Source organism: Siccirubricoccus sp. G192, from assembly GCF_019084075.1.
Lineage (GTDB): Bacteria > Pseudomonadota > Alphaproteobacteria > Acetobacterales > Acetobacteraceae > G192.
The window spans coordinates 159,386-183,425 of the sequence record NZ_JAHREN010000003.1; the positions used below are offsets into that span (position 1 = coordinate 159,386).

At 68.3% G+C, this 24,040-nt stretch carries 15 protein-coding genes and 2 pseudogenes; 10 read left to right on the forward strand and 7 right to left on the reverse strand.

Features of this window, described 5'->3' with window-relative positions; all coding sequences use genetic code 11:
- Window positions 1-13: 13 nt before the first annotated feature.
- The 3 genes and pseudogenes from KSF81_RS28625 to KSF81_RS28635 form a co-directional block, all read right to left on the reverse strand.
- Complete coding sequence (locus KSF81_RS28625; protein ID WP_217382223.1) at window positions 14-1,027, reverse strand: replication protein RepA; 1,014 nt, start codon at window positions 1,025-1,027, stop codon at window positions 14-16.
- 759 nt (window positions 1,028-1,786) lie between these two features.
- Window positions 1,787-2,257: pseudogene (locus tag KSF81_RS28630) on the reverse strand (partitioning protein); the annotation flags it as partial.
- Complete coding sequence (locus KSF81_RS28635) at window positions 2,155-2,457, reverse strand: ParA family protein (protein ID WP_309139787.1); 303 nt, start codon at window positions 2,455-2,457, stop codon at window positions 2,155-2,157. The gene KSF81_RS28635 and the pseudogene KSF81_RS28630, both read right to left, overlap by 103 nt.
- A 293-nt stretch (window positions 2,458-2,750) precedes the next feature.
- Between KSF81_RS28635 and KSF81_RS28640 the strand changes: the two genes are divergently transcribed.
- A complete protein-coding gene (locus tag KSF81_RS28640; protein WP_217382199.1) occupies window positions 2,751-4,463 on the forward strand; it encodes a DEAD/DEAH box helicase in 1,713 nt (570 codons plus the stop codon).
- Window positions 4,464-4,718: 255 nt separating this feature from the next.
- Window positions 4,719-5,342 (forward strand): hypothetical protein, encoded by a 624-nt coding sequence (locus KSF81_RS28645; RefSeq protein WP_217382224.1) that lies wholly within the window; start codon window positions 4,719-4,721, stop codon window positions 5,340-5,342.
- Between the two features lie 109 nt (window positions 5,343-5,451).
- Here KSF81_RS28645 and KSF81_RS28650 read toward each other — a convergent pair.
- Window positions 5,452-5,649: pseudogene (locus KSF81_RS28650) on the reverse strand (IS5/IS1182 family transposase); the annotation flags it as partial.
- A 453-nt stretch (window positions 5,650-6,102) separates the two neighbouring features.
- Here KSF81_RS28650 and KSF81_RS32620 point away from each other — a divergent pair.
- The 7 genes from KSF81_RS32620 to KSF81_RS28685 are packed head-to-tail and all read left to right on the forward strand — an operon-like array spanning window position 6,103 to window position 18,404.
- Window positions 6,103-6,306 carry a CopG family transcriptional regulator gene (locus tag KSF81_RS32620; RefSeq protein WP_217382225.1) on the forward strand — a complete coding sequence of 68 codons (204 nt, stop codon included), beginning with the start codon at window positions 6,103-6,105 and terminating at the stop codon, window positions 6,304-6,306.
- Window positions 6,306-9,524 (forward strand): anti-phage-associated DUF499 domain-containing protein, encoded by a 3,219-nt coding sequence (locus tag KSF81_RS28660; protein ID WP_217382201.1) that lies wholly within the window; start codon window positions 6,306-6,308, stop codon window positions 9,522-9,524. The genes KSF81_RS32620 and KSF81_RS28660 overlap by 1 nt, the downstream gene beginning before the upstream one ends.
- A complete protein-coding gene (locus KSF81_RS28665) occupies window positions 9,521-10,186 on the forward strand; it encodes a DUF3780 domain-containing protein (protein ID WP_217382141.1) in 666 nt (221 codons plus the stop codon). The genes KSF81_RS28660 and KSF81_RS28665 overlap by 4 nt, the downstream gene beginning before the upstream one ends.
- Window positions 10,187-10,188: 2 nt before the next feature.
- A complete protein-coding gene (locus KSF81_RS28670; protein WP_217382226.1) occupies window positions 10,189-10,896 on the forward strand; it encodes a DUF1156 domain-containing protein in 708 nt (235 codons plus the stop codon).
- Complete coding sequence (locus tag KSF81_RS28675; protein ID WP_375293390.1) at window positions 10,817-13,381, forward strand: anti-phage-associated DUF1156 domain-containing protein; 2,565 nt, start codon at window positions 10,817-10,819, stop codon at window positions 13,379-13,381. Before KSF81_RS28670 ends, KSF81_RS28675 begins: the two co-directional genes overlap by 80 nt.
- Complete coding sequence (locus tag KSF81_RS28680) at window positions 13,378-15,474, forward strand: DUF262 and DUF1524 domain-containing protein (protein WP_217382204.1); 2,097 nt, start codon at window positions 13,378-13,380, stop codon at window positions 15,472-15,474. The genes KSF81_RS28675 and KSF81_RS28680 overlap by 4 nt, the downstream gene beginning before the upstream one ends.
- Window positions 15,474-18,404, forward strand: coding sequence for a phospholipase D-like domain-containing anti-phage protein (locus tag KSF81_RS28685; RefSeq protein WP_217382205.1), 2,931 nt, complete (start codon window positions 15,474-15,476; stop codon window positions 18,402-18,404). The genes KSF81_RS28680 and KSF81_RS28685 overlap by 1 nt, the downstream gene beginning before the upstream one ends.
- Before the next feature lie 157 nt (window positions 18,405-18,561).
- Here the strand turns inward: KSF81_RS28685 and KSF81_RS28690 are convergent, their stop codons facing one another.
- Complete coding sequence (locus KSF81_RS28690) at window positions 18,562-18,810, reverse strand: toxin-antitoxin system HicB family antitoxin (protein WP_217382146.1); 249 nt, start codon at window positions 18,808-18,810, stop codon at window positions 18,562-18,564.
- Entirely contained in the window at window positions 18,807-19,235 is a 429-nt protein-coding gene (locus tag KSF81_RS28695; protein ID WP_217382147.1) for a putative toxin-antitoxin system toxin component, PIN family, read from the reverse strand. Before KSF81_RS28695 ends, KSF81_RS28690 begins: the two co-directional genes overlap by 4 nt.
- 119 nt (window positions 19,236-19,354) lie before the next feature.
- On the opposite strand from KSF81_RS28695, the gene KSF81_RS28700 reads away from it, so the two are divergent.
- Window positions 19,355-20,125, forward strand: coding sequence for a recombinase family protein (locus KSF81_RS28700; RefSeq protein WP_217382148.1), 771 nt, complete (start codon window positions 19,355-19,357; stop codon window positions 20,123-20,125).
- Window positions 20,126-20,690: 565 nt separating this feature from the next.
- On the opposite strand, the gene KSF81_RS28705 is transcribed toward KSF81_RS28700, so the two are convergent.
- Entirely contained in the window at window positions 20,691-22,937 is a 2,247-nt protein-coding gene (locus KSF81_RS28705) for a P-loop NTPase fold protein (protein ID WP_217382228.1), read from the reverse strand.
- Window positions 22,938-24,040 lie beyond the last annotated feature (1,103 nt).

Genomic DNA, 24,040 nt, shown 5'->3' on the forward strand with positions numbered 1-24,040 from the left:
TACCTGCTAGCTTCTACCGCCTACGCGGTAGTTGCTTCGACGTAGCGCTCGCCGCCGGGGCGCGGGCGCGCTCGGGCACCGGGGCAGGGGAGGGCATGAGGGTGATGGCCTCGTCGTCCACGCGCACCTGCGCCTCCGGGTAGGCGGAGAGGGCGAGGGCCAACGCCTCGCGGGCGTGTGCCTTGGATTGGCGCTGGAGCGCGAAGCCGGCGCCGAACTGCCGATAAAGCGCCGGCCACGGGACCCTGGTCTGCTTCGCAAGGTGGTGGAGGCGGTAGGCGAGCCAGATATAGAGGTCGATCGCCATGCTGCGTCCAGACAGCGCGCGGATGGCAGCCTCGCGAACGGGGAGGGGGTGCCGGATGAGACTTTCGTAAAAAACTTCGTCGAGCACGACCGTCTCGCGCCAGAGGGAGAGCTGCGCGCCGTCGATGTCCCGGCCTGGCAGGATCGCCTCCCGCACGAAGCCGCCGTTCATCACGGCTTCGCCGCCCTCGCCGATGCGGTAGAAGGTCAGCCGGCAGAGGCTGAGGCGCCGGCTCTGCTCACGGACCGCCTCGTAGCCCTTGCCGCCGCTGTTCAGGCCCATCGCCTTGAGCCAGCTGTGCATGGACCGGCCCAGCTCGACCTCGCGGGAGCGGGTCTTGATGGCCTCCGTCTGTAGGTAGAGGAGGATCAGCCGGGCCACGTAGCCGAATGGCACACCGACCGCCGTCCCGTCGTGCGTCTTGCCGCTATCGATCCTCAGGCGGATGTCCGCGCCGTCGCGGACCCACTCGTTCGCCTCGATCCGCTTGTGGGGGAGGGCAGTCATGGCGAAGCCGGCGTGCACGAAGTTGGGCGTGCCGTCTTCGTCGGTGAGGACCATGTGGATGGCCTCGACGCAGCGGCGGTCGATGGCCGTTGGGGCGAGGTTCAGGGCCTGCTGGATGCCGAGCGTCTCCAGCCGGCCGCGCAGGCGCCCTTCAAGAGCCTCTTCGGCACCCACGGATAGGGCCCAGGCGGTGGTGTCGGTGGAGTCGCGCATGCAGAAGCACGCTGCACATCCCAGGCTGTCGGCGCAATTCGTACCCTGCCGACGCGCCTTCGATGGCGAGCTTTTCCCCTTGCGCGGCTTGTACCCTGCCGACGGCCCTAGGGAAGCTAGGTGGATCCCTATTTGGATGCGTCACCAGGGTACGGGGAACGACTCGGGTTTCGTCGGTCGGGTACGAAGCGGCGTCACCAGGGTACAGATCGACTGTGGATAAGCGGCGCCGGATCGGCCCGCGCCAGGGCGTCACCAGGGTACGAAATCGGGGCGGCCTGAGTGCCCGCACGCGGAGAAGGCGGGGAAGCGGGGCAGGGAAGGGGGTCGATTCGGTCGTACTCTACCGACGCCCTCATCGTAGTTGCTAGCTGCTGCCACGACGCCGTGGGGCGGGGGTCGCCCGGAGGTCCTCCGGGTGCACGTCGAAGCCCGCGGCCGCGAGCGCCCGACACACCAGCACCTTCTGCGTCGTGCCCTCCGCACGTGCCCTGTCGGCGAGCTGGTCGCCTAGGGCGCGGCGGACGCGGATGTTCACCTGCACGAGCTCCTCCTCGGGCGGTACCGGGGGAGGGGCAGCCGGGGCAGGGGGAGGGGGGCCGCGGCGAGAGGGAAGCTGGCGGCAGCCCTGGCCTGCTGCGCGACGGCGTCGGCGGCGGCAAGCGACTCCCGCGCGGAGGGGCGGGCGATGGCGGGCTTCAGGCCCTTGCTGGACATGCGGGGACCTCGTGCGTGCTCATATCTGCTAGCATATACTCGCTATGCGCGGGCGCGGGCCGCCTTGGGCTTCGGCGGCAGCCAGCCAAGCTTTCGCAGCTCCGCGACCAGCTCCGCGACCTCCTGGCCGGCGTCGCCGCCGGAGGGTACGCGCCCGGAGAAGGTCATCTCGGCGAAGGCGACGCGGTCGCCGATCCCTGCGGCGGTGCGGGGGAGGGCGGCCGCGTCGAGCTCGGCCACGGCGTGCCGCGACACCGCGGTCGCCTGCTTCGGGCGCGATGGCACCACGCGCGCGGGGATGGCGCGCCGCGCCGCCCGGGCCGCGCTATCCACCAGCTCCAGCGTCTTCGCGGCCTGCTCGACGTCGGCGCGGCTCGGCGTGCAGGGCACGAGCACGGCGTCGGCCGCGGTCATGGCGAGGAGGGCTGCGCGGTTGCCGAAGCCGGCCGTGTCCACGAGCACCAGGTCGGCCTGGGGTGAGAGCTCGTCGATCGCCGCCGCGAGCCGTGCCTCGTCGGCCTCGGCGCGGCCCGGCGACGGCGGGGCCCTCGTAGGCCTGCTCGGCCCAGGAGGGCGTAGGCACGGTTCGGGTCTGCGTCCACGACAGCGACGCGTAGCCCCTCGGCCGCCAGCGTGCCGGCGAGCGCCATCACGATCGTCGTCTTGCCGGCGCCGCCCTTTGTGGACGCCACCGTCAGAACCGTCGCTGCCACTTGGTCCCCCTATTTCGTGGAGAACTCCCACCAGCTATGAGATAGCAGCAACATGCTACCAAAGACAAGGTATGTGCTGGCTTCTACGTGCCGCCGCCGAGGTAATGACCAAGGCGTGCCAAAGCGATCCAACCCGGTGGCTTCGGCAGAGGCCAGACATGCTCCGCCGGTCAGAGGGCCTGCACCGCCTCGTTGCGAGAGGGGCGGGTCGGCAACAAAGTGCGGCTCGTTGGCGACTTTCCTTGGCTCGCATGCCGCGTTATCTTTCGTGTTATTCTTCGCACGGTATGATTGTGGCATTCAAGAACTCCCCTCCGCCTTCCATCGTGTCCGATAGCCCGGAGAAGGTCCTGCTGGACTTGCCGCGCCGCAAGATCGACGGCGTTCTCCTGCATCAGGGCGAGGTCATGAGGACCTACGCTGCCAAGGCCGTGGACGCGCCCGACGTGGCCCTCCAGCTCCCCACAGGCAGCGGCAAGACCCTGGTTGGGCTCATGATCGCGGAGTGGCGGCGGCGCAAGTTCGGCGAACGGGTCGTGTATCTCTGCCCGACCCGCCAGCTCGTCAACCAGGCCACCGGGCAGGCTGATGAGCAGTACGGGCTCGCGGTGAACGGCTTCACCGGCTCGGCGGCCGGCTACGCCGCGGGCGCCAAGGCGGAATACCAGAACGCCGACAGAGTCGCGGTCACTACCTACAGCAGCCTCTTCAACACCAACCCCTTCTTTTCCAACCCGGACGTCGTCATCGTCGACGATGCGCACGCCGCGGAGAACTACATCGCCGCGCTCTGGACCTTGAGGGTCGAGCGCCATAGGGACGAGCACGCCGCGCTCCATGCCGCGCTCGCCGGCGTGCTCAAGCCGCTCCTCGATCCCTCCAACTTCGTGCGCCTCACCGGGCAGTGGGAGAGCACCGCGGACCGCGTCTGGGTGGACAAGATCGCCTCGCCCGACCTGGCCCGGGTCAGGGGCGAGGTGCGGGCGGTAGTGGACGAGCACGTCGCCGGCACGGAGCTGAGGTACCCCTGGTCGATGCTGCGGGACCACCTACACGCCTGCCAGCTCTACGTCTCCACGCAGGAGGTGCTGCTCCGGCCGCTGGTCCCGCCCACCTGGACCCACGCGCCCTTCGCCGGTGCGCGCCAGCGCATCTTCATGTCAGCGACCCTCGGCGCGGGCGGGGACCTGGAGCGCCTGACGGGCCGGCGCTCCATCCTGAGGCTCCCCGTCCCCGAGGGGTGGGACCGGCAGGGCATTGGGCGGCGGTACTTCGTCTTCCCCGAGATGTCGCTGCCCGAGGCCGAGGTGCCGGGGCTGCGCCGCGCCATGATGCGCCGCGCCGGACGAAGCTTGGTGCTGGTGCCCAGCGACAGGCTGCACGACGGGGTGGTCGCCGACGTCGCCGAGCACCTGGGGTTCAAGACCTTCGACGCGGACGACATCGAGGCATCGAAGAAGCCGTTCACGGCCGAGGAGCAGGCGGTCGCGGTGGTGGCCAACCGCTACGACGGCATCGACTTCCCGGGCGACGACTGCCGGCTCCTCTTCGTCGAGGGCCTGCCCAAGACGACGAACCTGCAGGAGCGCTTCCTAATGGCGCGCATGGGCGCCGCCGTCCTGCTCAACGAGCGGGTCCAGACCCGGGTACTGCAGGCGATTGGCCGCTGCACCCGCTCCCTCAAGGACTTCTCCGCCGTGGTGGTGACCGGCGAGGAGGTCCCGGACTACCTGGCCGACCGGCGGCGTCGCGTCTTCCTGCACCCCGAGCTGCAGGCCGAGCTGGAATTCGGCGTCGATCAATCGAAGGACCAGACCGCGGCGGGCCTGCTCGAGAACCTAGACATCTTCCTCCAGAACGGGAAGGACTGGGAAGAGGCCAACAAGGAGATCCTTGCCAAGCGCGAGGGTGCGGTGCAGCAGCGCTTTCCGGCGATGGACGATCTGAGGGGGGGTCGTTCCGCACGAGATCGACTTCCAGACGCGCCTCTGGCAGGGCGACTTTGAGGCGGCACTCGGTTGCGCGGAGCGGGTCCTTGGTGGCCTCGCCGCGCCCGAGCTGCGGGGCTACCGGGCGCTGTGGCACTACCTCGCCGGCAGCGCAGCCTGGTCGGGCGCGGAGGGGGGGCATTACCGGCCTGTCGGCCAAGGCGCGCGCCCACTTCGGGCAGGCAAAGGAGGCGGCGCGGGGGGATCCCCTGGCTGGTCGCACTCGCCCGCTTCATCCCTGACCAGGCCGCGGCAGCCGCGGACAACACGGCTGTGCTGCGCCAAGTGGAGCGGATGGAGGGCGTGCTCGCTGGACTCGGCACGCTCCACGACAGGAGCTTTGCGCGGCGGGAAAAGGAGATCCTGGCGGGGTTGTCCACGGCCAGCAGCTTCGAGCAGGCACAGCTCAGGCTCGGCGAGCTGCTCGGGTTCGACGTAGGAAAAATCGAGGCAGACGCATCGCCCGACCCGTGGTGGATCGCAGACGACGTCTGCCTCGTCTTCGAGGACCACGCCGGCGCCGAGGCCGACTCCGTCCTGGACGCGACGAAGGCGCGCCAAGCCGCCTCCCACCCAGCCTGGATGCAGGCCAACGTGCCCGCTTGCCAGGGCGCGCAGATCCTCCCCGTTCTCGTGACGCCCGTGACGAAGGCGAAGGAGGGCGCGGCGCCGCACCTGAACAGCGTAGCCCTCTGGCCTCTGCAGGAGTTCCGAGAATGGGCGAAGGGGTCGCTTGCGACTATTCGCGAGCTGCGCCGCACCTTCTCGGAGCCGGGCGACCTCGTGTGGCGCGCCCGGGCAGCCGAGATGCTGGAGGCCGAGGGCCTGGACGCGCCCGGCTTGCATGCCCGGCTCCGAACGAGGCCGGCCGCGGAGGGGCTCAAGACCGTAAAGTAATGCGCAAACGCGAGCCGGAAGTGGTTGGTGGGTTAATTCCGCCAGATGCAAGCTTCATGTCCTGCACGCCCGCTTTTTCCTTCTTCATCCCTTTAGGGGCTGTTGACGGTCATCTTGAAGCGATGACGGCGGCGAGGTGGATGGAGGCGGCGTAGGAGGCGGCGTAGCTGGTATCTGTCTTGTCGTAGCGAGTGGCGACGGCTCTGAACTCCTTCAGCTTGGCGAAGGTGTTCTCGATGAGGTGGCGCCAGCAACACATGTCGCGGTCAAGGTTGATCTGGACCTTGCGGTTGGCCTTGGGCGGGATCTATCCCGGCATAGTGCTCCATGGTCGTCCCTCGATGATGCTTGTGGCAGGCCGCCACGGCCCGACCCCGTCCACGACACCATCAGTCTGAGGGACGACCACCCTCGCCACCTACGCCGGCGGCCGGCCCGTTGCGCCATCTAGCGGGGGTCAGACGAAAAATCTGGCGACCTCGGCCATCTGGATGAAGAAACAGCGTCCGTCGGCCGAAAGGGATGGGAATTTGTGCGCTGCGTGGAATGAGGCGTCCGTTTGATTCTTGGCGCCCACCACGAAGGCGTAGGTGGCGATCTAGCTTCGAACAGTCCGGCCCTTGCCGCGGTGCAGTCATTTGTCGGCAATCCGGCAACTCCACGGCCTTTCGCCTCCAGACCGCAGCGCAGAGGTCCTTCCGAAGCCAGAACTTCGCGTGTTAAGCTATCGTGATAGGAACTTAGCGCGTAGGGGCAGGCATTGGTCGAGCGACAAGAGCGGGGGGGAACCGCCGAAAGGCGGCAATTCCTTGTCCACATCGACGCGGACCTGATCCGACGGATCAAGATTCTGGCCATCGACCGAGGCGTCTCCGCGTCCAGCCTGGTGCAGCAGGCCCTCACCGAATTCCTGAAACACGAAACACACCCGGCGTCCCGAACGGGCGCCCCGGAGTCCGAGTGATGCAGACTGCCCGTGACCTGTGTGAACCCCACCCGAACGTCCGGCGGTCCGATCCCGAGCCGGACATTGAGGATATCGCCGAGGTCATCGAGGCTGCGGAGCAGGACGCGGCCGGCTTCTTCGCGCGCAACCACATCACGGGCGGCATGCGCCAACTGTTCGAGCTCGGCATCGCCCGCCTCGACAAGCGAAGTGACCAGGCGGTCTACACGCTCACCCAGGCTATGGGCGGCGGCAAAACGCACCTGATGGTCGCGTTCGGCCTTATCGCGAAGTCGGCCGCCCTGCGCACCAGGGTTCTCGATGAGGCTGGCATCAACGCGCCCAACGGCTTCGGCGACGCCAAGGTAGTCGCCATCTCCGGCCGGAACCCGACGGACAACTTCATCTGGGGCGAGATAGCCCGCCAGCTCGGGCGCGAGGACACCTTCCGGAGGTTCTGGGAGAACGGCGCTCGCGCGCCCGGCGAGAAGGACTGGGTCGAGCTAATCGGCGACAGGCCGACGCTCATCATGCTGGACGAGCTGGCGCCCTACCTGGACTACGCTCAGACGCGCGAACTTGGCTCTGGCACCCTAGCCAACGTCGTCACCTACGCCCTGGCGAACCTGTTCTCGGCCGCCATCAAGCTGCCGCGGTGCATGGTCGTTGTCTCCAATCTCTCAGCCGCCTATCAGGGCGCTAGCAAGTCCCTCGCGCAGACGGTCGCGAACCTCAGCCAGGAGGTCCGCCGCAGCGCGAAGGAGATCACTCCCGTCGCCCTTAACTCCGGCGAGGTGTTCGACATCCTCCGGCGTCGCCTGTTCACCAAGCTTCCAGACCGCGAGGCCATCGACAAGGTGGCCGTGGCCTACGCGAAGAGCATGGACGAGGCCGTCCGCTCCCGCGTGGTGGCCAAGACGCCCGAGCAGTTCGCGGACGAAATCCACCGCTGCTACCCGTTCCATCCGAGCCTGCGCGACCTGGTCGCCATGTTCAGGAACAATGAAGGCTTCCGGCAGACCCGCGGCCTGATGCGGATGGTCAGCCGCGTCGTACGCGACGTGTTCCGCGAGGGCAGGCCGAACAACGTCTACCTTATCGGCGTCCAGCACATGGACCTCAACGATTCCGACATGCGGAACGAGGTCCTGCCCTTGGCGAACCTGCACAACGCGGTCGCCAAGGACATCGCCGACGGCGGCCAAGCCCACGCCGAGACCGTCGACAAGGAGCTGAGCTCCGACGCGGGTACGCAGGTGGCCAACGTCCTGCTCTCCGCGTCGCTGATGCAGGGCTTCGACTCGAAAGCGGGCCTAACCAAAGAGCAGGTCATCGAGTGCCTGATCTCGCCTGGGCGCACCATCGAAGAGTTCCAGAACGCATTCGATGCGCTGCTGAAAGATGCCTGGTATCTGCACCGCGGCTCGGGCGATGTCGTCTACTTCGCCCAGCAAGAAAACATCACGAAGCGCCTGCAATCCGAGGCCGAGAAAGCACCCCAGCCCCGGATCGACCAGAACATTCAGGAGCGCTTGGCGCTCGTTTTCAAGGCGGTCTCCGGCAAGGCGTACCAGGAGGTCCTGGCGTTGCCCGAGATCGGCGCCATCGACCTCTCCGGCCCGCGCAAACTCATCGTGGTCAGCCCCGACAGCAAGCTGCCGCCCGAGACGGCCGAGAAGCTCTTCGCGGGCCTGACCCAGAAGAACAACTTCCTCGTCGTCACGGGCAGCCCGACCCACTTCGCCAGCCTGGACGGCGTCATGCGCCGCCTCTACGCGGCCGAGAAGGTTCTTCGCGACCTCCGCGCCGATGACCCGCTCCGGTCGGAGGTCGAGGATCGGCGCAACGGCGCCGAGTTCGAGTTCCTGACCACGGTCGAGCATGCCTTCAACCGCATCTGGTATCCCGGCAGGAAGCCCGATCGGTCCATGGGGCTGCTGGAGCAGAAGTTGGAACTTCGGACGGCGAAGGGCGCCGACGGCCGCTCCTCGCTGTCGGGCGAGGCCGCCATCGAGACCGCCCTCATCAAGGCGGGCAAGTTCGAGCCGAATCCGGAAGCCAAAGCCGATGGCTTGATCACGCGCATCTCCGGCAACCCGGAGACGAACCAGGGTGGTCAGCTTTGGCCCGACGGCTCCGCCTTCAACACCATTCCCTGGTCGGACATCACGGCCCGGGCCAAGGAGAACCCCCAGTTCGTCTGGCTCCCGCCAGGCGGGCTGGAAGCCATCAAGCGCGAGGCCACCAAGACCGGGAAATGGCGTGACCGGGAGAACGGCAAGATCCAGCGGGGACCGTTCCCACCCGACATGACGCGCGTCTCCATCACCGAGGAGGGCCGCAACCATGACACCGGCGCGGTGACCCTGTCCGTGCAGGCCGTGGATGCCGGGCAGACGCCCCGCATCCACATGGCGGAGGGCACCTTTGTCAACGGAAGCAGCCCCGAGCTCAAGGAGCTCCGCTTCACGACCACGGCGCTCCGCCTCGCCTTCCTGGTGATCGACCCCAAGGGTGACCATCCGACGGGCGACGCCTATGTCTGGCGCAACAGGATCACGCTCCAGCACACCACATCGCCGAGCGCGGATGGCCGCAAGGTGGAGCTGTTCGCCAGGCCGTCGGCGGCGGCCATCCGCTACACGACGGACGGGTCCAACCCGCGCGAAGGGACCGTCTACGAAGGTCCATTCACCGTCACGCCCTTCATGGCGCGCGGCGGCAGCGAGGTGATGGTCCGCGCTATCGCCATCGATGGCGATCTCGAAGGGACGGAGGACTTCCGGATCTCCGTCCAGAAGGCAAAGCCGAAGGAGCCCGGTGACCCGGACTCTGTGGATACCGTCCCCACGCTTCGCGAATACGTGGACGAGACCCGTGCCGCGAACTTGACGCTCGACATCAGGCAGACCAGCACGGAGAGCTTCTTCGCGCTGGCCGGGGCGCTGAAGGATGCGAAGGCACAGGCCGTGATCGCGCAGATGCAGGTCGGCTTGGGCCAGGAAGCCTTCTCTATGCGCCTCGGCAGCGACCTGCGGCTCTCCGGTGAGGGGCTGTCGAACGTCGTCGAGTCCATCCGCGTCGCCGTCGGGCAGCCGAACGCCGATGTCACCGCCCACGTGAAGGCCGTCAGCTTCCCCACTGGGCGCGATCTCATCGCCTTCGTGGAGACCCTGAAGGTGGACGTCGGCGATCCGCGCGACTGCGTGACGCAGCCGCAGACGAGGTCCACATGATGGCCGCCGCCGTCAGGAAGGATCCGGCGCCCGGGCGGGAGCGCGCGCCCAAGGGCGACCCGACGGTCGTCGACTCCCGCAAGGCCGTCGAGGCGGCGCGCAAGAACGCGCGGAAGGCCGCCGTCGTCGGCTTCGGATGCCCAGCCGTGGACTGGCCGCACCACATCCGCGTGGTGATCCCCACCGGACGTGGCGAAGACATCCGGCTGGTCGAGGACTTCGGCATCCTGGGTCATTCGGGGGGGCGCCCCGACGAGCTGGACCGGTGCATCATTTCCCGGCCGCGCTGGAACGCGATGGCCGAGACAGCGAAGCAGGACCTGAACGCCAAGCTACGCGAGAAGGGCCTGCCGACCAGCCGCTGGCAGACAGGCGACAACAAGGTCGAGCGCATTCTCGGCACGGAACTCCTGACTCTGGCCTGGGCTGTCGCCGCGGCCGACGAGGGCGACATGGCGGCCGTGATCGCGACCTGGGTGTCCCTCCAGTCCGCCGAGCGGCTGTGGCTGGCCGGGCGCGTGCTGGCAAACCCGAACGACCGGGTCCGGCGCGGGCTGGCCCTGCTCATGTCCGCGGGTCCGACCGCTGTCACCGAACCTTTCGCCAAGTCAGGCCCGTCCCAAAAGGGAACCGGCGGCCTGCCCCTGTTCGAGGCGCCCTGATCATGGATACCGCTGCCACCAAGGGCGGCTTGGCGCCTTTCAGCCTCAAGGACGCGCCCGCCCTCATCGAGCGGGTCTTCCCGGCCCAGAAGGTCGGCGCCGAAGCGCAGAAGGAGCGCAAGGCCGTTCAGTCGCAGACCCTCACAGCGCTGGGCTCCTACTGGAAGGGTCGGAAGCCGCTTTCTCTGGTGAGGGCTTGCGTCCTGGCATCATTGCTGCCCGCGACGGACGACCCGGAGGCTGACCTCCAGACCTTCGAGGCACTAATGCGAATGGACAGCGCTGGAGTCCTTCGCCGTTCACCCGTGCTTTCCGCCCAGGATGTTTGGGATAGCGCCGCGGTTTCGGCCGACGAAAAGCTGAGGCACATCGAGCATCCCACGACAACGGGAGGTCGCAATGATGCTTCCTCCGACGACGCCGACGCGGGCGGAGCAGCGCGCTGGATTCGACTGTCCGGCCTACCAACGCGAGAGAAGAAGCTCATCGAGAAGGAACGGCAGGAGATGAGCGCGAGAGCTCTCCTTGCGATGCCCTTCGCGGAGCAGGTAGCCCGCTGCAAGAGAGTAGAGAACGTCGAAGACCTAGGGGACCCGAACGACCCCCCTCTACGCTGGGGTTTGGATCATCATTGGCGCCAGGCTCGGCACCGCGTCGCGGAACCTACCGGACTTGGTCCGCGAGCTCGGGATCGCGCGGTACGGACATAACCCGACAGTGGGCGACCCATTCTGCGGTGGCGGGTCGATCCCGTTCGAAGCTGCTCGCATCGGCTGCAGCGCCTTCGCGAGCGACCTGAGTCCCGTTGCAGCGATGCTCACGTGGGGGGCGTTCAACATCGTCGGTGCCAGCGCAGAACGGCGCGAGGCTATCGCCCAGGCGCAACAGCTCGCCGCACGTGCGGTTGCGAGTGAACTCGAGCAGCTGAAGGTAGAGACCAACGAGCGAGGAGACTTCCCTAAGGCGTACCTATACTGCCTTGAAGTGGTCGATCCGCAGTCAGGCTGGCGGGTCCCCCTCCTCCCCTCTCGGCTGATCAGTTCGCGTCGTCGCTGCGTGGCTCGACTCGTGCCAGACCATGCCCGGAAGCGGTTCGACATCCTCATCGAGGAAGGAGTGTCATCGCGCGAACTCGCGGCTGCCGCCACCGGAACTCTAAAGGACGGTCACCTCGTCTACCAGGTTTCCCCCATACCAGGTGAACCCGAGCGAGAGTGGCGCATCCCGATCACGCGGCTGCGTGGCGATGGTGAAGGTGGTGACGGAGCGCAACTTGCCCGTGGAAACCGCCTACGCGCCTGGGAGATCAGCGATATTGCTCCAAGGGAGCCAGAATGGGTTGCCGACGCACCGCCCGTGGTGCCCGGTGCACCACGTGGGGCATGGCGCGGTGGCGACATCTGGCTCGAAAGACTCTACGCAATCCAGTGGATGGACGGACGGGAGGTCCGGCAGGGCAAATCAAGGCCGAACACATTCTTTGCCGTCCCGGATGCGAATGACCTATCCCGAGAGCACCGCGTAACGCGCTTCGTCTCGGACAACCTGGCCAATTGGCAGGCGCAAGGCTTTGTTCCCGATATGCGGATCGAGCCCGGGGAGAAAACCGACGAGCCGATACGAACGCGGGGCTGGACGTACTGGCACCACCTGTTCGCCTCTCGCCAGCTTCTGTTCCTCGCGTTGGTACAGAAACAAGTCAAACAGCTGGACGAGCCAGCGCTTGCTCTTGGCCTGGCGCGCATGGCGGATTGGTCAACAAGGCTGTGTCGCTACGGAACTGGTGCCTCGCGAGAGTCCATAGCTCAGACCTTCTACAATCAAGCCTTGAATACCCTCTACGCATATGGGGTCCGACCATTCCACTTTGCCCAGGAGTACCTCCTCGAGCCGTTCAGCGCGTGTCCGATGGCTGGCGACGGCCGTGTAGAAATGGGGTCTGCAGCAGAAACCCCATACCGATGTGACCTTTGGATCTACGATCCACCCTACGCGGATGCGGTGGTATATCACGAAATCTCGGAGTTCTTTATCGCCTGGCTGCGACGAAACGCTCCTGCGCCCTTTGACCGTTGGACCTGGGACAGCCGACGTCCTCTGGCCATCCAGGGCAAGGGAGACAAGTTCCGCGCCGACATGGTCGCCGCCTTCCGAGCGATGGCGACTAGCATGCCAGATAACGGCCTGCAGGTCTGCATGTTCACCCACAAGGATGCGGGGGTCTGGGCGGACCTGGCGCAGATCGTGTGGGGCGCCGGGTTGCAGGTGACGGCGGCTTGGTATGTCTCGACCGAGACGACCAGCGAACTGAAGCAGGGCGGCTACGTCCAGGGCACCGTCCTCATGGTGCTGCGGAAGCGCGTCGGCGACGAGCATGGGTTCCGCAGCGACATCGTGCCGGAGGTCCGGGACCGCGTGGCGAAGCAGGTCGCCACGCTGACGGGCCTCAACCAGAAGGCCCACGGTCGCGGGCGGGACGAGAACGTCTTCAGCGATGCCGACATCCAGATGGCAGGATACGCCGCCGCGCTGGAGGTGCTGACCGCCTATACGCATATCGACGGCACGGACATGACGCGCGAAGCCCTCCGGCCTCGCGAAGGGAAGCGCACCACCGAGGTTGGCATCGTCGAGGAGATGATCACCCTCGCCGTGCAGACCGCCAACGAGCTCATGGTCCCGGACGGCATTGCCGAGGGCATGTGGGAGCGCTTCAGCCCAGAGGAACGCTTCTACCTGAAGATGACTGCCACCGAGGCCACTTGGCCTGCCGGGCAGCTCGGCGGGAAGCTGGACGACTACCAGAACTTCGCCCGGGTCTACCGGGCGACGGATTGGGAAGACCTCATGGCGGAGCGGTCGCCGAACAAGGCCCGCCTGAAGGGTGCCGCCGAGTTCAAGCGTGCCCTCATGACCGGCCATCCCTTTGCCGCCGGGACCATCCGCCCGACGCTCTACGCCATCGCCGAGCAGTGGCGCGCCACCGCGCAGGACGAGGACCCCAGGACCTCCGGCGATCGCATCCTACATGGCCTCCGCGACCACTTCGGCCTGGAGAACTGGAGGCAGGCGAGGGACAACGTGCGGGCACTCGCCGCTTGGTTCGGCACCGTCTGGGAACGCCAGCGCGCCGAGGAGGCCGCCGCTGCCCGGGTCGTCGCGGGCCTGATCGCGTCCGAGAGGCTCGCAGGATGAAGGCGAAGGAGTCCCGGCTGCTCGACTTCCTCGGCAGCTCAAAGCAGTTCGTTATCCCGATCTACCAGCGGCCCTACCGCTGGGAGGAACCGCAGTGCCGGAAGCTGTGGCAGGACGTGCTGCGCGCGGGCCGAAACCCGAACGCGGCGGCCCACTTCGTCGGGTCGGTCGTCTACATCCAGGACGGCCTCTATAACGTCACCGATCAGCCATCCCTTCTGGTCATCGATGGGCAGCAGCGCCTGACGACCTTCATGCTGATCATCGAGGCCCTGGCACGTGCCCAGGGCGAGACCGAGCTTTCGGGCGACTTCGCCGCCCGCAAGCTGCGCCACTACTATCTGAAGGACAGCGTCCAGGACGGCGAACGCGCCTATAAGATGCTGCTGTCCGCCACGGACCGCACCACGCTGAAGGCCATCATCGACGGAAAGCTTCTCCCCGACGACCACAGCATCCGCATCAAGCAGAACTTCGAGCTGTTCCAGTCGTTGATGAAGGAGGCCGACCTCGGCGAGGTTTGCCAGGGCTTGGCGCGCATCCTGATCGTGGACATCTCGCTGGAGCGGGGACACGACAATCCGCAGCTCATCTTCGAGAGCCTGAACTCGACCGGAAAGGAGCTCGGCCAAGCCGACCTCATCCGGAACTACGTCCTGATGGGCCTCCCGCCGAAGCAGCAGACCCAGCTTTACGAGGACCACTGGCGGCCCATGGAGGTGGCCTTTGGGCAGGAAGCCTACGCCACCCACTTCGACAGCTTCATGCGCCACTACCTGACGCTGAAGACGGGCAACATCCCGAAGATCGAGGACGTGTACGACGTGTTCAAGACCTTCGCCCGCGAAGAGGAGGGCAAGGGCACCACCATCGGCAACCTGGTGGCCGACATCCACCGGCATGCGCGCTACTATTGCCGGATGGCTCTCGGCAAGGGCGAGCCGGACAAGGCGCTGGCGGAGGCCCTTCAGGACATCCGCGAGCTGAAGGCGGAAGTGACGTTCCCCTTCCTGCTGGAGCTGTATGCGGACCACGCCGATGGCGTCCTGAGCCGAGACGACCTGCTCGCGGCGCTGCGCATGATCGAAGCGTATGTCTTCCGGCGCGTGGTCTGCGAGATCCCGACCAACTCGCACAACAAGACCTTCTCGACCTTCGGCAAAGCCTTGCGGAAGGACCGCTACCTCGACAGCATCCGGGCGCACTTCCTCACACTGCCGTCCTATCGGCGCTTCCCCAACGACGCCGAGTTCAGGAAGGCGATGGAGACGCGCGATCTCTACAACTTCCGGAACCGCTCGTACTGGCTCCGGCGGCTGGAGAACCATGATCGGAAGGAGAGGGTGGCGGTCGAGGAATACACGATCGAGCACATCCTCCCGCAGAACGAGAACCTGTCGGACGCCTGGAAGGATGCCCTGGGTCCGACATGGCAGTGGGTGCGCGACACCTACCTGCACACGCTCGGGAACCTGACGCTCACCGCCTACAACCCCGAACTGAGCGACCGGGCGTTCCTCGAGAAGCGGAACATGACCGGCGGCTTCGCGGACAGCCCGCTGCGCCTCAATAAGGGCCTGGGCCAGCTACTGAACTGGGACGAGGCGGCCATCCGGAAGCGGGCGGAACGCCTGTCCGAGATGGCGCTCACGGTGTGGCGGCCGCCAGTCCTGGATGACGCCGTACTGGCAACCTTCAAGCAGAAGAAGACCGAGCAGCAATCCTTCACCATCGCGGATCACCCGTACCTCGCCGGGGGTCCCGTGCGTGCGCTGTTCGATGCCCTTCGTGCCCAGATCCTCGCCCTCGATCCGGCCGTCGCCGAGGTGTTCCTGAAGCTCTACGCGGCCTACCGGACAGAGGAGAACTTCGTCTCCGTCGTGCCGCAGGCAGCCAGGCTGAAGCTCTACCTCAACATGCCCTTCGCGGACTTGCAGGACGCCAAGGGTGTGTGCCGGGACGTCACCAACATCAGCCACTGGGCCACGGGGGATGTAGAGCTGGACTTCGGGAAGCTGGACGACCTCCCCTACGTCATGGGCCTGGTGCGCCAGGCGTTCGAGTGGCGCATGGACATGCCCGGGGCAGACTGATGAACGCGCCCGATGACGCGGCACGGGAAGCCGCCCCTGATCGCGGAGCCGGTATTCTGCGGTTCAGTTCCCGCCGCCAGCGGCTGGATCACGCCTTCCTGCGCGATCGGCTGCGGGGCGCCCAGACGTACGACCGGATCGCAGGCTACTTCCGGTCCTCTATCTTCGAGGTCGCCGCCGAGGAGTTGGCGACTGTTGGCCGCATCCGCGTGGTCTGCAATTCGGACCTGAACCCGCAGGACATCCACGCCAGCAAGGAGGCGCGGACGCGCGCCCTGGTGCAGCGCTGGTGGGAGGGCAGCGGCGAGGCGGGGGTGGCCGTCGAGACCCTGCTGAACAGGAACCGCTACGTCATGCTCCGGGATCTGCTGCAGGCCCGTGACGCCAATGGCGGACCGAAGGTCACCATCAAGGTTGTGGACCGCCTCACCGCACCGCTGGTCCACGGCAAGGCGGGTATCATCACCCTCGCCGACGGGTCGAAGACCTGCTTCATGGGATCGGTCAACGAGACCCGCGAGGCGTGGCAGGACCACTACGAGCTGATCTGGGAGGACCCGTCTCCTGAAGCGATCGGCTGGACCCAGGAGGAGTTCGACTTCCTCTGGGACAAGGCTGTCCCCCTTCCGGATGCGGTCATCTCGGAGATCGCCCGGTGCGCCGCCCGGGTGGAGATCAGGCTTCCCGACTGCCCGCCATGGGACGAGCGCGGCACCACGGACATCGCCCGCGCCGTCCTGGCGGAGGCACCCCTGGTCCGGGCTGGCGAGGGTCTCCAGCCCTGGCAGAAGGCGTTTGTCTCCGAATTCCTTCGGCAGCGCGAGGTACACGGCAAGGCCCGCCTGCTGCTCGCCGACGAGGTCGGCGTCGGCAAGACCCTTTCGATGGCAACCTCCGCCCTGGTCACCGCCCTGTTGGGGGACGGCCCCGCGCTGATCCTGGCGCCCGCGACCCTCTGCGAGCAGTGGCAGACCGAGCTTATCGAGAAGCTCGGCGTGCCGTCGGCGCGGTGGATCTCGAACAGGAAGGAGTGGATGGACCATCGGGGCCACGTGATTCCCAGCCGACCCGAGGACATCGTGCGGTCCCCCTACAAGGTGGCGATCGTCTCCACCGGCCTCGTGATGCGGGACAGCGTGGAGCGGAAGGCGCTTCTGGAACGCCGCGCCCGCCCCGGGGAAAGCCCGTATGGCATCGTCATCCTGGACGAGGCCCACAAGGCCCGCGGTTCGGCGACGCCGAGCGGAGAGCGCGAGCCGAACAACCTGCTCCAGTTCATGTCCCGAATCGCGCTGAAGGCCCGGCATGTCATTCTGGGAACCGCCACCCCGATCCAGACCGACCCGATGGACCTGTGGGACCTCATGAAGGTCCTTGGGTCCGGCGCCGACCACGTGCTCGGCGATGACCTCTCAAGGTGGCGTAACAGGCCGGAGGACGCTCTGCGGCTGATTAGGGGCGAGGTGCGTCCCCGGGCGGAGGCCGATGCCTGGGAGTGGCTGCGAAACCCGCTGCCGCCGGGCGCCGAAAGAGAGGCCCTGTTCGGCTTCATCAGGCAGAACTTCGGCATGCCCGACACGGTCGCGGTCACCGACCGCTCCCCTGTCGATCTTGACGAGTTCTATCGGCAGGACCTCGCCGACAGGCTCACCCACGACCCGGATGGCCGGGCCTTCTTCCAGGAGCACAACCCGGTCGTCCGGCACACTGTGCTGCGTCGCAGGCGCGCGCTCGAGGAGGCGGGCCTGATGAAGCCCGTCGCGGTGGACCTGCATCCCCGCGACGACGAGCCGGACCGCCGCACCCGTGCCTTCTTCGGCGCGACTGGGAAGGCGGTGATCGCGACCATCGCCCTCCAGGACGCCTTCAAGGTGGCCGACGCCTACACGTCGGCCCTGATGTCGAGGAACAAGGGCGCGGGCTTCCTGAAGAGCCTCCTCCTTCAGCGCATCTGTTCCTCCTCGACGGCCGGGCTATCGACGATGCTGGCCATCGCGCGCCGCTCGGGGGTTGCGGAGGCGGGGCCGGACGAGCAACCGACGGTGCTGGGTGCCGACGACGACGACGAGATGTTCGACCTCGGCGATCTCGGCGAGGCCAGCACCGCCGAACGGAACGCGCTCCGCGAACTCCTCACGCATCTCCGCAGAGCCCAGCAGGCGTCCCCGACAGGCGCCGACGCAGATCCGAAGCTCCAGGTGCTGCGGCACTACCTGAAGGAGGCCGGGCTCAACCAAGGGCGCCGCGGCTGGCTGGACGCGCATGGGTGCATCATCTTCAGCCAGTACTACGACACCGCCAAATGGGTGGCGGACTGTGTCGCGGCCGAGTTTCCCGCGATCCCGGTCGGTCTCTACGCCGGAGCCGGTCGTTCGGGGATCTACAAGGACGGCCAGTTCGCCTCGACGGATCGCAACGTCATCAAGACGGCGGTCCGGAACCATGAATTGCGGCTGCTCGTGGCTACGGATGCGGCATGCGAGGGTCTGAACCTCCAGACCCTGGGCACGCTGGTGAACATCGACCTGCCCTGGAACCCGTCGAAGCTGGAGCAGCGGATCGGTCGCATCAAGCGGTTCGGCCAAGTGCGGGACCGCGTGGACATGCTGAGCCTCGTCTACGAGGGTAGCCGCGACGAGGTGGTCTACGATCGGCTGTCGGAGAGAATGAAGGACCGCTTCGACATCTTCGGCCAGCTTCCTGACACGCTGGACGACGACTGGATCGAGAACGAGGAGACCCTCGAGGCCGAGCTGCGCAAGCACGCGGACCGGAAGCGCCAGGCATCCGCCTTCGACGTCCGCTGGGGGGGCACGGCCACGGGCGAGGGCGCCACCGAGGCCCAGCGCTCCTGGCAGCGGGGCTGGGAAACGTGCACGCAGGTGCTGGCGCGTCAGGACGTCGAGGAGGTGCTTTGCCGCGGCTGGTAGATCGTACTGTTTGCCGAACTCTGACGACGCTGCGGGAGCTCTGCGGCGCTCAGTTTAGGCGCTCCATGGCGAGGCTTGTCGAGCCTTCTGGATCCTTATTACCCACGGTAACTGCCATTACCGCAGGCGACGGAGGGCGTCGGCGCGCGTGCTCGACCTAACTGCCAAGTTCATCATCTTTTGCAGGTGCCCTTCCCTGCCCCGCCCGCGCCAGGATCTCGTGTGCCCGTCCAGGCCGCGAACGCGCAGCACGAGCCGCGAAGTAGCGCTCCGCCTCCGCCTGCGCGCCGACACGGGCGGCGATCGCCGTCGCGATGTACTGATTCAGGCTAATGCCCGCGGCCTCGGCCTGCGCGGCCGCGCGCTCCTTCAGGTCGTCGGGCAGCCGCAGCGGGAAGCTGCTCATTCTCTCATCCTCCTGAGCACATTCCCCGGCCGCTCGGCCGGGATGCCGAACCGCGCCGCGCCGTCGCGCAGGTCGGCCAGGTTGAACGTCGCAATGGCGTCGGCGCTGCCATTCACTGCCGTCTCCAGCACCAGGTCGTCGTCGGGGTCACGCGCGCCGGGGCGGACGCGGAAGTCGAACACCACCGGCACGCAGACACCGGCGAGTTCGTCGAGCACCGCCAGCACCTCCTCCGCCGAGATGCCCGCCATCTCGAGCACGGACGCGCGCGTGAGCACGGCCTCGTACTCGAGGATCAGGGGCGTCGAGAGGAGGAGCCGCACCTCCCTATCGAGCGCCGCGAGCAGCAAGCGACGCGACGCGCCGGCGGCGCTCGTGAAGCCTGCGACCACGACATCGGTGTCCAGGACCACGCGAAGCACCATGACATCGTATATGACATCACTGTGTCGCTTTCGTCTACCTCAGGCCGCCTGTCACGGACCGTCAATTGGACGTTTGGTTGCGTGACACAGCGGCAAACGGCAGCGACACTGGCTCCACGATGCCCGGCGATACCCTGAATCCTGTCCTATCCGCCGCCAGCCCGGGCCCGGCCCGCTTCGTCGCCTACCTCCGGGTCTCCACCGACCGCCAGGGCCGCTCTGGCCTCGGCCTCGAAGCGCAGCGCGCCGCGGTCGGCGAGCACGCCAGCCGTGCCGGCGGCGCGGTGCTGGCCGAGTTCGTCGAGGTGGAGAGCGGCAAAAGGAACGACCGGCCGCAGCTCGCCGCGGCACTCGCCGCCTGCCGGGCGCATCGCGCCACGCTGCTGATCGCCAAGCTCGACCGCCTGGCCCGGAACGCGCGCTTCCTGCTCGGCGTGGTCGAGGGCAGCGGTGAGGGCGGCGTGGTGTTCTGCGACCTGCCCCAGGTCCCTCCCGGGCCGGTCGGCAAGTTCCTGGTGACCCAGATGGCCGCCGTCGCCGAGCTCGAGGCCGGGCTGATCAGCCAGCGCACCAGGGCCGCCCTCGCCGCGGCCAAGGCACGGGGAGTGAAGCTCGGCAACCCGCGCCTCGTTGCCGGCACCGCCGAGATGGCGCGTAAGGCCGGCGCGGTGCGGACGGCGCAGGCCCAGGCGCGGGCCGCCGACGTGCGGCCCTACATCGAGCAGGCCCGCCGGGCCGGCGCCACGACGCTGCGCCAGCTCGCGGCCGCGCTCACCGCCCGCGGCATCCCGACGCCGTCCGGCACCGGGCACGCCTGGCGGGCCGAGCAGGTGCGCCGAGCTCTCGGGCGGAATCAGCAATACTTCCCGCCTTCAGGCCGTGCTGTGTAGGACCACCTTGGTGTCCCAGCAACTGCGTGCGGTACAGGCTACGCTCGGCAGTATTGCGGGCCTCTTTCAGCCCTGGACCCTGACGCCAGCCCAGGCATCCAGGAAAGCCCGTACCTCCGCTGGGCTTGGTGCAAAGCCTTCAAGATCCTGAAGCGCTGCGACGATGGCGGGCCACACGGGAGCCGATCCCACAGTGGATCGCACCAGCGCGGCCTGCCGCAGATCCGTCCCGTCAGCAGCAAAGCCTTCGAGCAGTCCACGATCAGCGTGGGCAAAACCGCCAACCCGACCGCCGTTGGGCCGTCACCGATTCCTGCTGCGGTGGCCGCCAGCCGCAGCCGGTTGAGAAAGCGCTTCATTTCCCGCGGCGAAGGGCGGGCGAGGAAGGCGGCCTCCGCCCAGTGGTCGAGCGCTCGGGCAAAGGCAGGCTCGTCTTCCTCTACCAGCGGCAGGGTGCGGCGTCGCCAATGTAGCCCGGCGGCGAGAGCGATGAGGCCGAGCACGGGCGCGAGTAGTAGAGCAACGGTCCGGGGCGTCAGCGCCGGCCCTGGGCTGCGCTGCTCGATTACCCAGGCCGGCCGCTCCTCTGGCCTCTCCGGCTGGGGCGTGCTGGGCGGGGTTGTCGGCGGGATGGGCACGGCTGGAGGGCCACAGCCGGCGCGGGCGCCGGGGCTTGTACGGCCGGCGCTGCCCTATCCGGGATCAGCCCGACCAGCGTCCATCCACCGAAGAATGCGGATCCCGCGAGGCCTAGTACCACCAGCCCGATCGCCGCCGCCTTCCAGGCGGGATCGCGCGGCGCCTCATGCTCCCGCGCTGCCTCTCGCATCAGCCGACGGGCCGCGGCGGCGCCGAAGCTAGGCACTTCCACCTCGATCTGGATCAGCTTCTGCAGGTAGCTCTCGGCGTAGGCCGCACGCTGCTGCCGCTCTTCCGTCACGCCCTCAGGCGCCATCTCCTTTGCCATGGCGGCATGGGCGAGGCCCATGGCGGTCAGGATCTGCTCGCGCGCGATCGCCAGGATGATGAAGCAGCCAGTGGAACTCGAGAGGAAGTTTAGCACCTCCATTACCTCCGCCACCTGGTCCGGCCGGCAGCGGTCAAGGTCGTCCACGATGATGGTGAGCGTCCGGTCACCGAGCGCCTCCGTTACCTCCCGCAAGGCCTCGGCAAAGCGGGCGCGGAAGGCGAGTTGGCCTCCGAGGTCCTGCCAGCGTACCGCACGCGTGCTGGCGGCGAGCAACTTGCCGGGATCGAGGCCGGCGGATTTCAGCTTGTCGCGAAATCCAATGGCAGCAGTGAGCGCGGTGAGCAGCAGCGCGACCAGTGGGGCGAGGACCTTCAGCGCGGCCTCTGCGCGCTCCCACCCCCAGCTCGTGCGCAGCACCCCCTGTTGCGGCCGTGGCCAATCGGCAGCGAACAGCATACCAACGATGGCCGCGAGGAGGATAAGCGCCGCGGCCCAGAAAAGGGGCCGCCGCTTTATCCGGCCACACCACAGCCGGCCTCGCACGGCAAAACCGGCAATGGTCATGACGGACGGTACCGCCTGATCTCGCACCTGCTGCAGCAGGGCGGCAAAGATGTTTTCTTCCTTTTGGTGGTGCCAGGCATTGAACCAGACCGGGCGAATGCCGTGCGCGCGGAGATCGTCCTGTAGGCGCGCGAGCACGCTGCTTTTCCCGCTACCCCAGGCGCCGGTGATAGCGATTGTTAGCGGCGGCTCGGTCCGACGGTTACGGAGGAAGCGGGAGAGGCGGGCGGCGAGGTCCGTGGTGCCGGCCACGTCAGGGTCGTCGGGAGCGAGCGGCCGGTCGGTGGCGAAGAGCGAGGCAGTGTCGCCGACTGCAGCACGGCGAGCCGGTGGGAGCGGCTGCATGGCCGGCAGGACGGCAATGAAGGCGCAGCCGAGAAGAAGCCAGGATAGAAGCGGGGGATAGCGCTGGTGGGCGATGCGCTGCCAGGTGGCGCCGGCATCGGTGCTGCGCAGCAGCGTGCCGCCCGAGCCCGCGGCGAGGGCGGTGCGCCCGTCCGGCGCGATCGCCAGGGCGCGGAGCCATGCCCTGCTGCCGGCGACGACGGGGGCCCAGGTGGCGCCGGCATCGGTGCTGCGCAGCAGCGTGCCGTCCGAGCCTGCGGCGAGGGCGGTGCGCCCGTCCGGGGCGATCGCCAGGGCATAGAGCCATGCCGTGCTGCCGGCAGCGACGGGGCCCCAGGTGGTGCCGGCATCGGTGCTGCGCAGCAGCGTGCCGTCCGAGCCCGCGGCGAGGGCGGCACGCCCGTCCGGGGCGATCGCCAGGGCGCGGAGCCATGCCCTGCTGCCGACGACGGGAGCCCAGGTGACGCGGTATCGATGCTGCGCAGCAGCGTGCCGTCCGAGCCCGCGGCGAGGGCGGTGCGCCCGTCCGGGGCGATCGCCAGGGCATAGAGCTCTGCCGTGCTGCCGGCGGCGACGGGGCCCAGGGTGGCGCCGGCATCGGTGCTGGAAGGCAGCGTGCCGCCCGAGCCCACGGCGAGGGCGGCGCCCGTCCGGCGATCGCCAGGGGCAGTGAGCTATGCCGGTGCTGCCGGCGGCGACGGGGGCCCAGGTGGCGCCGGCATCGGTGCTGCGCAGCAGCGTGCCGTCCGAGCCCGCGGCGAGGGCGGTGCGCCCGTCCGGCGCGATCGCCAGGGCAGTGAGCTCTGCCCTGCTGCCGGCGGCGACGGGGCCCAGGTGGCGCCGGCATCGGTGCTGCGCAGCGAGCGTGCCGCCCGAGCCCGTGGCGAGGGCGGCACGCCTTGGTCCGGGGCGATCGCCAGGGCAGTGAGCCATGCCGTGCTGCCGGCGGCGACGGGGCCCAGGTGGTGCCGGTAACGGCAGCTGCGGGGCAGCGAGCCGCTCACGCCTGTGGCGAGGGCGGCGCGCCCGTCCGGGGCGATCGCCAGGGCGCGGAGCCATGCCCTGCTGCCGGCGGCGACGGGGGCCCGGGTGGCGCCGGCATCGGTGCTGCTGCCGCGGCGTGCCGTCCGAGCCCCGCGGCGAGAGCGGTGCGCCCGTCCGGCGCAATCGCCGGGGGCGGTGAAGGCCATGCCCTGCTGCCGGCGGCGACGGGAGCCCAGGTAGTGCCGGCATCCGAGTGCTGCGCAGCAGCGGTGCCGTCCCTGCCCGCGGCCGGGCGGCACGCCCGTCCAGGGCGATCGCCAGGGCATAGAGCTCTGCCGTGCTGCCGGCAGCGGGGGCCCCAGGTGGTGCCGGCATCGGTGCTGCGCAGCAGCGTGCCGTCTTAACCCGTGGCGAGGGCGGTGCCGCCCGTCCAGGGCGATCGCCAGGGCATAACTGCCCTGCTGCCGGCGACGACGGGGCCCGGGTGGCGCCGGCATCGGTGCGAACGCGTCCGTCCGAGCCCGTGGCGGGGCGGTGCGCCCGTCCGGCGCGATCGCCGGGGCATAATCTGCCCTGCTGCCGGCGACGGGGGCCCGGGTGGCCCCCCCATCGGTGCTGCCCAGCAGCGTGCCGTCCCTGCCCGCGGCGAGGGCGGTGCGCCCGCCCGGCGCGATCGCCGGGCGCGGGCTCTGCCCTGCTGCCGGCGGCGACGAGGGCCCAGGTGGTGCCGGCATCGGTGCTGCGCAGCAGCGTGCCGTCCGAGCCCGTGGCGGGGGCGGTGCGACCGTCCGGCGCGATCGCCAGGGCTTGGATATCAAACCAATGATCGGTAGCCGGGCGAAGGCGTGCGTCTCGCCCGGCTCGATCCACCAGGCGAGGCCCCCGACACCTGCTGGCCTATTCGGGTCATGCCGCGTGGCGGGACGCGCCGCCGCCGTGCTGCGGAGCAAAGCCAGCGCCAGCAGCAGCCGGGTCCGCGCCGCCGCCGCCACCGGTCCCAGCGCACACGTGCCGGCCCAACCCCGGAGCTGGCGGTGGCTGTCTCGGGCAGC

Bases quoted from the DNA above. Each gene is read 5' to 3' on its own strand.
- KSF81_RS28625 (WP_217382223.1), bottom strand. From the start codon at position 1,027: ATGCGCGACTCCACCGACACCACCGCCTGGGCCCTATCCGTGGGTGCC.
- KSF81_RS28660 (WP_217382201.1), top strand. From the start codon at position 6,306: ATGCAGACTGCCCGTGACCTGTGTGAACCCCACCCGAACGTCCGGCGG.
- KSF81_RS28665 (WP_217382141.1), top strand. From the start codon at position 9,521: ATGATGGCCGCCGCCGTCAGGAAGGATCCGGCGCCCGGGCGGGAGCGC.
- KSF81_RS28670 (WP_217382226.1), top strand. From the start codon at position 10,189: ATGGATACCGCTGCCACCAAGGGCGGCTTGGCGCCTTTCAGCCTCAAG.
- KSF81_RS28680 (WP_217382204.1), top strand. From the start codon at position 13,378: ATGAAGGCGAAGGAGTCCCGGCTGCTCGACTTCCTCGGCAGCTCAAAG.
- KSF81_RS28685 (WP_217382205.1), top strand. From the start codon at position 15,474: ATGAACGCGCCCGATGACGCGGCACGGGAAGCCGCCCCTGATCGCGGA.
- KSF81_RS28690 (WP_217382146.1), bottom strand. From the start codon at position 18,810: ATGAGCAGCTTCCCGCTGCGGCTGCCCGACGACCTGAAGGAGCGCGCG.
- KSF81_RS28695 (WP_217382147.1), bottom strand. From the start codon at position 19,235: ATGGTGCTTCGCGTGGTCCTGGACACCGATGTCGTGGTCGCAGGCTTC.
- KSF81_RS28700 (WP_217382148.1), top strand. From the start codon at position 19,355: ATGCCCGGCGATACCCTGAATCCTGTCCTATCCGCCGCCAGCCCGGGC.
- KSF81_RS28705 (WP_217382228.1), bottom strand. From the start codon at position 22,937: ATGGCTCACTGCCCTGGCGATCGCCCCGGACCAAGGCGTGCCGCCCTC.